This window comes from Marinomonas ostreistagni (genome assembly GCF_016888445.1).
GTDB lineage: Bacteria > Pseudomonadota > Gammaproteobacteria > Pseudomonadales > Marinomonadaceae > Marinomonas > Marinomonas ostreistagni.
In genome coordinates, this window is sequence record NZ_JAFEKF010000001.1 from 810,159 (window position 1) to 822,998 (window position 12,840).

Sequence of the window (12,840 nt, forward strand, 5' to 3'; positions counted from 1 at the left end):
AATTATAGTGCAATTTTTCTGCCAAGTCCAGAGCTTAGCGCAGGGAACCGTGCAAATATCCAGCTAAATGCAGTACACTGGATATTTGCAATTTGAGTGGTTTTTATATGGAAGACAACTGCTTATTGCTGCGGAGGCGCTTTTGAATCAATCATTACCGCTAGCCAACGCATTTTAGGATTCGCTTCAAATGCGATTTTCAGGATTATGGTCAGAGGGATCGATAGTAGCATTCCGACCGGTCCAAACACCCAGCCCCATAAGATTAAAGATAAGAATACGACCAGTGGCGATAATCCGACTCCCTTCCCCATGAAACGTGGCTCAATGAAATTCCCCATCACCACATTCACAATGACGAATCCTACTCCCACCATAAAAGCATCGAAGGCACCGAGCTGAACAAAGCCTAAAAACACAGCGGGCACCGCGGCAATGATCGAACCTATATTGGGGACAAAATTAAGCAAGAACGCACACACACCCCAGATAATGGGAAAATCTAGACCCAAAACCGATACCCAAATGGTAATAAATACACCGGTTGCGATACTGACCAAAGTCTTGATGACTAAGTAGCGATTTACGGTCGAGATAAATTGATTAACGCGTTCCATCGAATGACCTGAGTCATCTAATGCGTAGGCGAGTTTTTTCGGGATTTCAGATGCTTCTAATAAAATAAACACTACGGTCATGATGACCAAAAACATATTGGTAAGGACACTGCCCAAACTTGCCAAGGTATTGGTAAACAGACTCATAAGCGACGATGGATCAGCATAGCCTTTGACTTGCTCATAAGAGATATTAATCCCAACACTGCTGAGATGATTAAAGATCATCGACATTTCACTGGCGAAACGCTCTCGGTATTCAGGCAGCTGTTGCGATAAGTTATCTAAAGAAGCACCGACTAACAGTCCAATAGAGCTTAGCAGCAGCAAGATCACAAAAACGATTATGATAATGGCTGCCCAAGTGGGGACATTTCGACGCGTGAGAAAATTTAAAAATGGCGAACATATGATGGCGATGAAGGCTGCCAACATAAACGGCACTACCACTTGTGATGCTTCTTTAAGCCCTGCGATGATCAAAATAAAAGCAGCAATGCTGATCAGCCATTGCGTGGCACTACGAGTTTCCGCCATAAATGATTCCCTATTTAAATCCTTGCCCTACTTTTTAATAGGGATAAATGCCCTGTGCATAATCAGCAAGATCCTGCAACATGATGCGCTTACTATCCGCTAAACTTTCGTCCATTGCCAGCTCATTGAGGCGTTTAAAAAATTCTTCCATAGTCAGGCTACCACCGCCGTCCTTTTGCAGTAATTTCACACGTCGATGCTCTTCCCACTCCTCGCGTTGAGTGCTGTTTAGCTGATCTGGATAATTGCGAGCGAGATAGCGAGTAAACATTTCTGGCAAGCGTCTATCATCAAAGGTCAGTTCCAGTTCGCCTAGAATTTCTCTGGGTGTGGCTCGAATTTGCTCCATACGCGCCTTATCGTCACGTGAAAAGAACCCTCCGCTATAAAGCATCAAGTCAGGGTCTTTATCAATCTTGTCGTACTCTTGCATAAAGACCTGTGATAGCTTCGCTGCTAAGCCGCCTTCGGCACGCAGTTTAGCTAGATTGTCACGACAGATATCACCGCTCAGTCCTAAACGTTTAACGACGGCTTCATCTTTTAAAAAGGTCGCCGGCGCCACCGCTGGACACTTGTTAATATGAATGACTTTAAGGGGTAAGCGCTCTGTCTCACCCAGCGCTTCTTTGCTGCTAAATACCCTTTCGCGAATTTCATCCACGCTCAAATCTAGCAACGGCTGAGCATCACTCATTAAATCGTACACTATGACGCCATTTTTATTGGTGGGGTGCGGCGCAAGCGGGGCCACAAAAGCAGCAAACTTCTTCTCTTGCCCAAACATACCAGAGATATGCAAAAACGGTTTCATACGGATGGGATCAATAAAGTCCTGCAAAGAGCCTTTATCGCGCATGGAAAAATAGTAGTCGTACAGTTTAGGCTGCTTATCTCTGATTAGCTTAGCCATTGCAATGGTGCCATGCACATCAGATAGCGCGTCGTGGGCTTGCTCGTGAGCAATACCATTAGCTTTGGTCAAATCCTCAAGCTTAAGTGAGTAGCTACCATCTTCTTTCTTCGGCCACTCAATACCTTCTGGACGCATGGCAAACGCCATACGCACAAGGTCAATAACATCCCAGCGTGAGCAGCCGTTTTGCCATTCACGTGCATAAGGATCGATAAAGTTACGATAAAAGCTATGGCGGACCACTTCATCATCAAAGCGCAACGTATTGTAGCCAAGTGAGCACGTGCCAGGCTCAGATAACTCTTTCTCAATCGTTGCCATGAATTCAGCTTCGTTTAAGCCTTCACGAATCGCATCTTGTGGTGTGATACCGGTTAACAGGCAAGCATCTGGGTGAGGCAAGACATCATCCGCTAACTTGCAGTAGAGCATGATCGGCTCACCAATTGGATTGAAATCTAAATCTGTTCGTATACCGGCAAATTGCATCGGGCGATCTTTTGCAGGGTCTACACCTGTGGTTTCAAAGTCGTACCAAAAAAACGAGGTCGTCGTATTGTTGCTCACAAATTAGTCCTGTCTGAAGTTAAGATTTTCAGTATTATACGCATCTAAACAAGAACTTGGCGACCAAGGAGTTCCGATGTCGAGCCAATCACCTTGCCCTTGTGGTGCAAATGCTAGTTATGACGCCTGCTGTGGTAAGTATCACAACCAATCACAAAACGCCCCGACCGCTGAAGCATTAATGCGCTCACGTTATAGCGCTTTCGCCCTTGGCTACTTTGATTACATTGCTGCCACACAACGGCTTATCAATGAACCAGACATTCGCGGCGACGACATTGCTCAAAGTAATGGCCAAACCCAATGGCTAGAGCTTGAAATTAACGACACCCAAGATGGGCAAGAAGACGACATGACTGGCATGGTGGCTTTTACCGCTCACTTCCAAGAAGGCCAGCATAGTGGTCAACTGCAAGAGCGCTCATTATTTGAAAAAGTCGATGGGCGATGGCTTTACATCGCAGGGGAACATGAGGTCAAACCTGCGACAAAAGCGGTAGAAAAAGTGGGTCGTAATGACCCATGCACGTGTGGTTCTGGTAAAAAGTACAAGAAATGTTGTGGTTGATGGTTATCAGAGCAAGTGAAGACAGGTTGTTTATGATACCGCATTCATCTGCTCACGCTCTTCCCAAGAGCGTTTGACGGCCCGAACTTCTTCATCTTGCGCAATAAATAGCTCAACCAGTTTCGGGTCGAAATGCGAGCCAGCTTGGTCGCGAAGATACTGATACGCCTCCTCTATAGGCCAAGCTTTTTTGTAAGGGCGTTCCATTGTCAGTGCATCAAACACATCGGCAAGGGCGACAATGCGGGCCGCAATCGGAATGTCTTCACCGGCGAGGCCTTTAGGGTAACCACTACCATCCCATTTTTCATGATGACCAAGCGCCACCTGAGCCGCGATTTGAAACAGCGGTGCTTGGCTTTTCCCTAAAATCTCAGCGCCAATCGATGGATGCTGACGCATAATAACCCACTCTTCTTCGGTCAGTTTGCGTGGCGCTTTAAGAATCGAATCAGGGATGCCTATTTTGCCCGTATCGTGCATCGGTGCGGCGAGCTGTAGATGCTCTACCTTATCCTCAGGCCAACCTAAGCTACGTGCCAGCACAGCACAATAATCGGCCATGCGCCACATATGTGAGCCAGTGTGCTCGTCATTGTAGGTGCCCGCCTCGCTGAGCATGTTCACTGCCGATACCAATGCTTCTTTAAGCTGGGATGTGCGTTGCTCTATGATCAAGCGATTACGTTTATCTTGTTCAGACAAAGCAATATGATTGGCAACTCGAGCCAAGGTTGTCAGTGGCGTGATCGGCTTAGTGATAAAATCCACCGCCCCCACCTCAAATCCACGTTGCTCATCTTGAACTGACGTCATAGCAGTAATAAAAATGACAGGAATATGTTGGGTAGCTGGATTAGCCTTAATCTGCTCACAGACCTCATAACCATTCATGCCAGGCATCATGATGTCTAGCAACACTATGTCAGGCAGCTTGGAGTCAATAATCTTTAGCGCCATCTGGCCATTTTTAGCCGCGTATAAATCATAGTGATCCTTGAGGATGCCCTTAAGAATATCGATATTGTCGGCATGATCATCTACTAGCAGTACGCTTTTACGTCCTGCACCCGCCTCGAAGGCCAGTAAATTCTCATTCATGTAATCTAAATCAAATACCACGGCTCTTACTCAACCTCTACACTGTGTTAGGCAGCCTCAAGCTTTTTCTTTAGGTGCTCAAGAAGATCAATAGCTATATCGTAGTCGTAGCTAACCACTTTATCCCGCACATTTTGCAAATAGCGTAAATGCTTAGCGTGACTTTTTTCTAGCAAAGCTTCCGTGTGTTGTTCCACATCGGCAACGCCCATTTCTAATTCTTCGATTAACTGAGAAATAAGCACCACCAACTCCTCATCCTTAAGGCTAGGCTGTGAGGGTGTCTGAGCTAATGCAGGCGCGCCAGTCGATGTCTTGAGATATTCATTGATCTCACGACTCAGCTCGACAGCACTCTCGATGACTCGGTTAATCTGTACCGAATGATCTGACGTGGCTGGCGAGCCACTTGGATTCAAAGCTTGTTCTAGTGTTGCAATATTCGCCGCAAAAGCTTCGCCACCTATATTGGCTGCAGCACCTTTTATACTATGCAACTCATAGCTGGTAGTAGGTAACTTTTTGTTGGACTTGTGCAAGCCTTTATAAGGTTCGAGTAAGGTCAAAAAGCGCGTCAACATGTCTTGAAAACGCTGTTTGTCCCCTCCCACGCGGTACAAGCCAAGTTCAGGAGAAAATACCTTCGAATTGCCCTGTTGCCCCAAGTCTGGCATGACAGCTATGACAGACGACTCAACTAGCCACTCTTCTAGTTTATTCAGTAACAGCAAAGGGTCTAAGGGCTTGGTCAAAAAGTCACTCATACCAGAGCTTAAAGCGAACTGACGGTCAGAGTCTAATGCGCCTGCGGTTAGCGCCAAAATCGGAGGATGATTGTCACCTAAGTTTTGGATGATCCCCCTTGTCGCTTCATAGCCATCCATCAATGGCATTTGCACATCCATCAGTATCAAGTCGTAAGTAGTTCTGCTGGCGGCCTCAACCGCTTCTTTACCATTACTCACACAATCGACCAGCACCCCTAATTTTTCCAACAGCGCTGACGCTATTTCTGCATTGACTACATTGTCTTCTGCCAACAGAATGCGTTTGCCAAGCAAACTGTCACATTCTCGGTAAGGCTCAAGCGCCTCGCTGGAGGTTGGATCGTTGGCTAGCGCATTGATTTGATGTTGTTCAAAGAAGCGATTCAAGCGACTCGGCGTAATTAAACCTAGTTGACGCCAATGAAAATTGGGTTCTTGACCATTTACCAGACGTCCAATCAGTAATACACGACCTTGATACAATTCATGTATCTGCTGCTCCATTTCAGAACTAAGAGCGCTGTAATACAGATGACTGATAAATAGATAGTGTCTTGCGGCCGCAGGGGGAGCACTCAAACAGTGTTTGGTGTAGTCAATGCCTAAGCTATTCAAGCGCAGTTGTAAGGCGTAATCATCTTCTAAGCAATTAACCGACGCCTCTAGTGTCAGTTTTTCATGCAGCACCGCAGGCATAGGCAGTGTGACAGAAAAACAAGACCCTTTACCTAACTCACTGGTGAAAGTAATTGAGCCTTCCATTAATTCAACTAAGCGTTTTGAAATACCTAATCCAAGTCCAGTGCCACCATAAAGACGTGTGGTACTGGTATCGGCTTGACTAAAGCCTTCAAAAATATTGCTATCCTCGGCGATACCAATACCGGTGTCTGTCACCTTAAACAGTACTTGGCCATCCTGCTCTGTTACCGAGAGCGTCACTTGCCCTTCATGAGTGAATTTTACAGCGTTACCTACAACGTTGACTAAAATCTGCTTAACACGTGTCACATCCCCAACCATTTCATCTTCTAAGCGCACATCGCGTTCAATCACAAACTGTAAATTTTTATCTTGCGCTTGTTTGCGACATATTTCATAGACGTACTCTAAAACGTTGTCTAGAGAATATGGTGTGTTTTCAAGCTGTAGTTTGCCGGCTTCCACTTTAGAAAAGTCGAGAATATCATTGATAATCAGCAATAAGTTATTAGCTGAGCTTTGAATCTTTTCGATGTAGTTACGCTGCTTAGCTTGCAATTCTGAGTCCAGCACTAGGTGCGACATGCCCAAAATTGCGTTCATCGGAGTGCGTATTTCATGACTCATGGTGGCCAGGAAATCTGATTTGGCTTGCGTGGCTGCTTGAGCAGCAATGGCTGTTTTTTGTAGCTCATTCGCCAGTTTTTTGGTCTTGTTGTAGGAACGAATGCTTAAGCGTACTTGGCGTACCAGCATAATAATGATCACTACCATGGTTATGGTGAGTAAAAATACCAGCCCCCCCAAATAGCCAAATAAGCGATTCATTTCTGTGCGTTCGGCCACCTTATCTGCCGAGCGACGCTCTAAAGCATCAAATACAATAGACTCGGTTTTATTGAGAAGCGCTTCTACATGATCTGTAATGCTGTTGAGATCTAATCTCTGCTCGTCTGCGACAAATAACAACGCATCAATCTCATCTATTTGACGACGTAATTCGAGACGATGTTCTTGTGAATTGGAGATTTTGTTAAACAGCTCTTTGAGCTGTCCTGCGGAAATGACATTGAGACGACTGTACAAAATATCGAAACGCAAACGTGCATCGTCCAAACGTTGTTCGTAGTTAGGCGCTGTTTGATCTTGCGGTATTAAGCGTACGGCATTACGCAGCTTCAGCGTTTCTCGGTCAAGCTGATAAGACGCCCAGAGAGCGTCTTCTTCTGCCGCTGAGAGCAACTCTGCTTGGCGCTCTAAAATCTGTACATACAAAGCCGCCACCACAATCAAAAAGATGGAGGCAGTGCCTACAAGTCCGGCGATAAAAACGCCACCTTTCGCCTTCAATACAGACTTCATAGAAAAATGATCATCTTATTCGACATTGATGGATTTGACTTGCCAAACCGAACGGTTATGAATGACCTCATTATTCAGTGACGGGTCCTCAGCAAACGGGTATAAGACAAAAATCGGCCCTTTGTCGCGCACCGACATTTTTTTACCATTCATGTCCAACGCCAGCATAATATGGTGTTGGTAAGCATCAGCTGTCGGCACGTTGGCACTGTAGTCATTAAGCGCCGTGACCGATAAGTTTTCCCCTTGTGCCCCCACGGCATCAAGCAGCGCTGACAACTGAGGCCCACTAAAGGTGTTAACGCCTTCAGTCCAAGGTGTGTCCGTGGTTAACTCTTTGACCCCAAGTTGCAACAACATGTCGCGATCAAAACGCGCCACGCCCTCTGCGTTGGTGTGCTCAATATTGCCTGAGACGGTTAAAATTACACGCCCTGTTGGAGCGTCTAACGCCATGCTTGTTTGTGCGAAACAAATAACACCCATACCTGCCAGTGTTTTTAAAGTCATTGATGAGGTTGACATAACTTAACTCCCTATTGAACCTGAAACAGTAGCCATTAATTGCATCATATAAGTAGATGAGCGAATAAGTAAGACAGCGATTACCAATCTTTACTTAAAGATAACCCTTTGCAAATCAATGTAAGAGTCGACATACATTCGACCAAGACAACCTCTTAATTAATCGTACTTAACGAAACATAGTAGCCTACCCACCCATCTAAAATGATCGGCTAGGAGTGGGCCAAAAAATGCCTAAATATGTTGAGTTTGCCCACGACTAAACGTATCGTAACGGCACTTGTAATAAAATGACGAACTAAGCTGATTCTCTGGCTTACGCGACCAATTGGAAGATTCAATGAACGCCATTACTTTAGGCCCTTTATCGTCGGCAAACGGCGAAATCCAAATCCCAGGATCGAAAAGTTTATCCAACCGTATTTTGCTATTAGCAACCCTTGCTAAAGGCACCACCAAGATTACTAACCTATTAGACAGCGATGACATCCGTCATATGTTAAACGCACTAAAGACAATGGGCGTAAACTATCACCTTGAAGACGATGGTCGTACCTGTACCGTCGAAGGCTTAGGCGGCCCGATCAATGCTGAGCATGCAGATCTGTTTTTAGGTAACGCAGGGACAGCTATGCGCCCTCTTGCCGCCGCATTATGTCTTGGTTCTGGTGAGTACCGCCTGCATGGCGAGCCACGTATGCACGAGCGCCCGATTGGCGACCTAGTGGAAGCGTTGCAATCGTTAGGCGTCGACGTTCAATACGAAGAAAATGACTACTATCCACCGCTAAAAATTAACGCCAATGGCTTGCCTGGTGGACAAGTATCTATCAAAGGCAACATCTCTAGTCAGTTTTTAACGGCGTTATTAATGAGCGCACCGCTGGCGCAGGGCGATTTGACCATCAATGTCGAAGGTGAGTTAGTATCTAAGCCATACATTGATATTACCTTGCACGTGATGCAGCAATTTGGCGTGGTGGTTGAAAACCAAGACTATAAAGCCTTTGTTATCAAAGGCCAGCAAACCTACCACAGCCCCGGCGAAATCATGGTTGAAGGCGATGCTTCCTCTGCGTCTTACTTCTTAGCCGCTGCGGCGATTGCCGGTGGCAAGATCAAAGTTCATGGGGTGGGCTCTGACAGCGTGCAAGGTGACGTACAATTTGCCGATGCTCTTGCAGCGATGGGGGCTAAGATTACCTACGGCCCAACGTGGGTTGAGGCGGAGCGCGGTGAGCTTAAGGGCATTGATATGGATATGAACCACATCCCTGATGCGGCGATGACCATCGCGACGACAGCCCTATTTGCTGAAGGACCAACGACTATTCGTAATATCTACAACTGGCGCGTAAAAGAGACTGACCGTTTGTACGCGATGGCGACCGAACTGAAAAAGCTAGGCGCTGACGTTATCGAAGGTGAAGACTACATTACAGTACAGCCATTAAAAGACGTGCAACACGCTGCGATCGATACCTATAATGATCACCGTATTGCGATGTGCTTCTCGCTTGTGGCGTTTTCAAACAGCCCCGTCACCATTAATGACCCAGGCTGTACCTCGAAAACCTTCCCTACTTACTTCGACTTATTCAAGCAAATCACGCAATAATAAGAGACGTAATAGTAAAAAAGCCCCGTAGCAAACGCTACGGGGCTTTTTCATATCTATGCTCGCTGAAAGATTACTGAGCGGCACTGAGCTCATTATAAACTTCTTGAAGCTGGTCATGGCGCTCTTCATACACTTCAACCTTTTGCCCCATGGTCACTGGGCCATTGAAATTCACGTCTTGCGCTTCATAACCCATTAACTCAAGCTGAGTAGATAGCGCTTCGTAGCTTGCGCGAGCATCACGTAAGTCGCCGACAACATTTTGATCATCTGCTGCTAAAACGGTTGTCGTCATAGATGCTGTAGCGATTGTTGCAGCGGTAAGAGCCATTAGTTTTTTCATAATAAACCTCCATCAAGGTTGCATATTAGTGTTCTTAAGCGAGTCAATTTGCTTACTGATGGAATTAATATTAGTGCAATTTTGACCGTAAAATAGAGCTCTAGCGACCTATTCCCAAGTTCTTGCCAAGACCGCAAAAGAGTGCTTTTTGCCTGACTTTGCGCACAAAGACAGCAAATTAATACACAATACGATCACATATTAGTCTTTATGAATAGATGAAGCACACCATTGCCCTAGATGGCATCATTCAAACTGATAGGTTTTTGGGGCAATGACGTTAACGTGCATGTATGCCTAATCGTATGCACGATACTTGAATGACGTTAACAACGTCTGTTGCTCTCTTTACATATTTGAAATCGATATATTCGATCAATAACACACTAATTATTCGATATATCAGGGAGTGTCGAGACTTTCTCTAACACCTTTATCACGTATTGGCGTGCCGTTTCAGGACAATCCGCCTCACAATAGCAGCGTAATTCTGGCGCGTTACCCGATGCCCGAAGATGCAGGATCAATCCATCTTGATAGGTCACTCTTAAACCATCCGTATTATTCATATCGGTGATCTTTGTAGACCGATCAATTAGCGTCTGTAGCGATTCAATATCGTTGCGCCAGTGAGTTAAATAGGCTTGTGCCTTGTATCTAGGAAACTCTTTTAAACGATCACTAGCACAAAAGCGCTTTGGCAGAGTGGCTATTAATTGCGACAGCGTCAAGCGGGATTCATTAGCCATATTCAATAAACAAATAAATGGCAGCCATGCATCACGAGTCGGCAGTGCATCAATCTGGCTACCCGCTAGGATCATTGACGAAGCACATAAGAAGCCACCATTACACTCAAAGCCTGCTACATAGTTAGATGTCGCTGCCGCTTGATGCATGGCTGCGATCACATAAGGTGAGCCAATTTTGGTGCGTATCACAGGTATTCTAAGGTAGGTCTCAACAGCGCTGTTAGCATTGACAGGCACGGCCAACCCAGTGGCACCTAGGTACTGAGCACACAGCATGCCAAGGCTATCACCTGCTAGCCACTGTCCAGTTTCATCGGCCACCAAAGGCCGATCACCGTCACCATCAGTGGTAAAAATGGCGTCTAGCTGATAGTGCTTAGCCCAATATCTCGCACGTCGCTGATCTGCAAGCGAAACGTTCTGTGTCCAGCGCCACAAACGTTTCGCTTGCACCAAGGCAGATTACCGTCGCACCTAATGTCTGCAAAATACGCAGGCTCACCTCACGTCCTGCTGCACTATGCTGATACAAGCCAATGCGCCACCCTTTTAACACGCTTGGCGTAAAGGGGCGTGTGTAGCGCTGAAAGTATGTCTCTAAAGCACGATCATCCGTTGCGGGTAAAAATGGCTTATAGTCAGGTATATTGCCTTGTTGTGAGCACAGCAAAGCTTCGTCATGCTTATCGATTTCCCCATCGGGGCGGTAAAACTTTAGGCCATTTCGGTCATATGGAATATGGCTTCCGGTGACCATGATGGCGGGGGAACCTTGCTTCATGGCGTGTAATGCTAAGGCCGGTGTTGGCAGGATGCCAAAATAGTCGACCTCGATGCCACAGGCCTGCAACACACCAGCGATCACCGCCGCCATACAGGGGCTGGAGGGACGTCGGTCAATACCAAGCGCCAAACGATCAAGTTGTATTCCCTGCTGCTGCAACGTCTGCACAAACGCTAATGTGTAAGCGGCGACCACATCATTGCGCCAATGGGCAACTAATCCGCGGGCGCCACTGGTGCCAAATTGGATGTCAGTTGAGCGCAAACCCTGCTCTATTTTCACTTGGGCGGCTGATTACGATGTTTATGTTGCTTTAAGCGCACGCGCAAGTGCCACACCAACCAAATAAAGCACCACAGTAATAACAGGGCTAACACCCCAGATACCGAGTGTTGCAACCATACTGGCTCAAGTTTTTGAGCTTGCGTCGCCAGTACCAGTGCGGTTAAAAGCGATAAAGGTCTTAATAACCAGAGCGACGGCGGACGTTGACCAAATTGTAGATAGCGTAACCATTGCGGCATGAAAAAATCTCTTTTAAGTATATTGATCGTCAAGTGATTTGGCTAACAGCCCTATCGCTTGCTCAGAATGTTTGTGAGTAACTAACACCGCATCCGGTGTTTGTACAATAATCAGGTTATCAACCCCTAAAGTAGTCACCAAACCTTGCTCTGCATAAATGATACAGTCGCGGCTAGATTGGGTATGAACCGTTCCGTGGGTGCGATTACCTTCTTGATCGCCTTCGAACAATTCCGACAAGGCGCTCCAAGAACCGATATCACACCAATCCATATCACAAGGCACCACACTGACAGCTCGACTGTGCTCTAGTACGGCATAATCGATGGATAAATTTGGTACATCTGTAAACAGCTTAGGATCCAGTTCTACTTGTAAGCCCACATTTAATCGCGCCAACTGCCCCTGTACGTAGGCCGCTGTCGTGTTCTCTAGTAAAGCTGGACTATGCTGTGACACTTCCTCAAGTAGACTTTGCGCCGCAAAGCAGAAAATACCTGCATTCCATAAATAGTCGCCGGAAGCTAAGTAGGCTTGAGCGGTGGCTAAATTCGGCTTTTCAACAAAACGTTTAACCTGAGCATGCTCAGTAGTCTGATCGACTTCTGCTTGGATGTAGCCAAACCCGGTCTCTGGGCGTGTCGGCGTAATGCCAAATGTTACTAGCTGTCCTCGCTGAGCCAGCGGCGTCGCAACTCTTAGGGCACGCTGAAAAGCAACTTCATCGGTAATCAAATGGTCTGCGGGCATAACGACTAACAATGCGTCCTCAGCAACAACCGATTGTACGTGTAACGCCGCTGCTACAATCGCCGCGCCAGTATTGCGCGCCATAGGCTCTAACACATAATGCACCGTAATAACGGATAACTCTGGATGATCGGCTAATGCCCGCGTTACCTCGTCTTTAACGGTAAAATAATGATCTCGATTAGTGACAATGATCAATTGCTCGACCGCCCCGCTGCCAAGTGCTCGCTTTAGGGTTTTAGCCATCAAAGTGTCGCCATCAGGTAAACGTAAAAAAGGCTTGGAGTGCTGCTGTCTCGATACTGGCCAAAGGCGACTACCAGCACCACCGCAGAGTATCACGGGTATCACAGATTGCATGCAGACTATTACTAAAGGTTGGAAATGAAAGAACCGCCATGAT

General features: G+C 46.4%; 12 protein-coding genes. 2 read left to right on the forward strand and 10 right to left on the reverse strand.

Translation table 11 applies throughout. The annotated features are described in order from the left end of the window. Window positions 1-122: 122 nt before the first annotated feature. Together JQX58_RS03870 and sbcB are read right to left on the reverse strand one after the other, a co-directional pair. Window positions 123-1,154 (reverse strand): AI-2E family transporter, encoded by a 1,032-nt coding sequence (locus JQX58_RS03870; protein ID WP_204145498.1) that lies wholly within the window; start codon window positions 1,152-1,154, stop codon window positions 123-125. A 34-nt stretch (window positions 1,155-1,188) separates the two neighbouring features. After that, complete coding sequence (sbcB, locus tag JQX58_RS03875) at window positions 1,189-2,637, reverse strand: exodeoxyribonuclease I (protein ID WP_204145499.1); 1,449 nt, start codon at window positions 2,635-2,637, stop codon at window positions 1,189-1,191. 76 nt (window positions 2,638-2,713) lie between these two features. Here sbcB and JQX58_RS03880 point away from each other — a divergent pair, with 76 nt between their 5' ends. After that, window positions 2,714-3,205 carry a YchJ family protein gene (locus JQX58_RS03880; RefSeq protein ID WP_204145500.1) on the forward strand — a complete coding sequence of 164 codons (492 nt, stop codon included), beginning with the start codon at window positions 2,714-2,716 and terminating at the stop codon, window positions 3,203-3,205. A gap of 30 nt (window positions 3,206-3,235) precedes the next feature. On the opposite strand, the gene JQX58_RS03885 is transcribed toward JQX58_RS03880, so the two are convergent. From JQX58_RS03885 to JQX58_RS03895, 3 genes are read right to left on the reverse strand one after another with little or no spacing between them, the layout of a single operon-like run. Next, entirely contained in the window at window positions 3,236-4,306 is a 1,071-nt protein-coding gene (locus tag JQX58_RS03885) for a response regulator (RefSeq protein WP_204145501.1), read from the reverse strand. A gap of 47 nt (window positions 4,307-4,353) precedes the next feature. Then, window positions 4,354-7,137 (reverse strand): hybrid sensor histidine kinase/response regulator, encoded by a 2,784-nt coding sequence (locus JQX58_RS03890; RefSeq protein ID WP_204145502.1) that lies wholly within the window; start codon window positions 7,135-7,137, stop codon window positions 4,354-4,356. Between the two features lie 15 nt (window positions 7,138-7,152). Then, window positions 7,153-7,662, reverse strand: coding sequence for a putative pterin-binding protein (locus JQX58_RS03895; RefSeq protein ID WP_239090132.1), 510 nt, complete (start codon window positions 7,660-7,662; stop codon window positions 7,153-7,155). A 340-nt stretch (window positions 7,663-8,002) separates the two neighbouring features. Between JQX58_RS03895 and aroA the strand changes: the two genes are divergently transcribed. Next, a complete protein-coding gene (gene aroA, locus JQX58_RS03900) occupies window positions 8,003-9,280 on the forward strand; it encodes a 3-phosphoshikimate 1-carboxyvinyltransferase (protein WP_204145503.1) in 1,278 nt (425 codons plus the stop codon). Between the two features lie 73 nt (window positions 9,281-9,353). Here aroA and JQX58_RS03905 read toward each other — a convergent pair whose 3' ends face one another. From JQX58_RS03905 to JQX58_RS03925, 5 genes are all read right to left on the reverse strand, one after another. Beyond that, window positions 9,354-9,626 carry a hypothetical protein gene (locus tag JQX58_RS03905; protein ID WP_204145504.1) on the reverse strand — a complete coding sequence of 91 codons (273 nt, stop codon included), beginning with the start codon at window positions 9,624-9,626 and terminating at the stop codon, window positions 9,354-9,356. Between the two features lie 386 nt (window positions 9,627-10,012). Next, window positions 10,013-10,816: a phosphohexomutase domain-containing protein gene (locus tag JQX58_RS03910; protein WP_204145505.1), complete on the reverse strand. Its 804-nt coding sequence runs from the start codon at window positions 10,814-10,816 to the stop codon at window positions 10,013-10,015. After that, a complete protein-coding gene (locus JQX58_RS03915; RefSeq protein WP_204145506.1) occupies window positions 10,755-11,426 on the reverse strand; it encodes a phosphohexomutase domain-containing protein in 672 nt (223 codons plus the stop codon). The genes JQX58_RS03910 and JQX58_RS03915 overlap by 62 nt, the downstream gene beginning before the upstream one ends. A 14-nt stretch (window positions 11,427-11,440) precedes the next feature. Next, a complete protein-coding gene (locus JQX58_RS03920; protein ID WP_204145507.1) occupies window positions 11,441-11,686 on the reverse strand; it encodes a hypothetical protein in 246 nt (81 codons plus the stop codon). A 13-nt stretch (window positions 11,687-11,699) separates the two neighbouring features. Continuing rightward, window positions 11,700-12,797 carry a mannose-1-phosphate guanylyltransferase gene (locus tag JQX58_RS03925; protein ID WP_204145508.1) on the reverse strand — a complete coding sequence of 366 codons (1,098 nt, stop codon included), beginning with the start codon at window positions 12,795-12,797 and terminating at the stop codon, window positions 11,700-11,702. Window positions 12,798-12,840: the final 43 nt, after the last annotated feature.

Excerpts from the sequence above, each read along its gene's own strand:
- JQX58_RS03925 (WP_204145508.1), bottom strand. The coding sequence starts at position 12,797 with ATGCAATCTGTGATACCCGTGATACTCTGCGGTGGTGCTGGTAGTCGC.
- aroA (WP_204145503.1), top strand. The coding sequence starts at position 8,003 with ATGAACGCCATTACTTTAGGCCCTTTATCGTCGGCAAACGGCGAAATC.
- JQX58_RS03885 (WP_204145501.1), bottom strand. The coding sequence starts at position 4,306 with ATGAATGAGAATTTACTGGCCTTCGAGGCGGGTGCAGGACGTAAAAGC.
- JQX58_RS03870 (WP_204145498.1), bottom strand. The coding sequence starts at position 1,154 with ATGGCGGAAACTCGTAGTGCCACGCAATGGCTGATCAGCATTGCTGCT.
- JQX58_RS03920 (WP_204145507.1), bottom strand. The coding sequence starts at position 11,686 with ATGCCGCAATGGTTACGCTATCTACAATTTGGTCAACGTCCGCCGTCG.
- JQX58_RS03890 (WP_204145502.1), bottom strand. The coding sequence starts at position 7,137 with ATGAAGTCTGTATTGAAGGCGAAAGGTGGCGTTTTTATCGCCGGACTT.
- JQX58_RS03895 (WP_239090132.1), bottom strand. The coding sequence starts at position 7,662 with ATGTCAACCTCATCAATGACTTTAAAAACACTGGCAGGTATGGGTGTT.
- JQX58_RS03880 (WP_204145500.1), top strand. The coding sequence starts at position 2,714 with ATGTCGAGCCAATCACCTTGCCCTTGTGGTGCAAATGCTAGTTATGAC.
- JQX58_RS03905 (WP_204145504.1), bottom strand. The coding sequence starts at position 9,626 with ATGAAAAAACTAATGGCTCTTACCGCTGCAACAATCGCTACAGCATCT.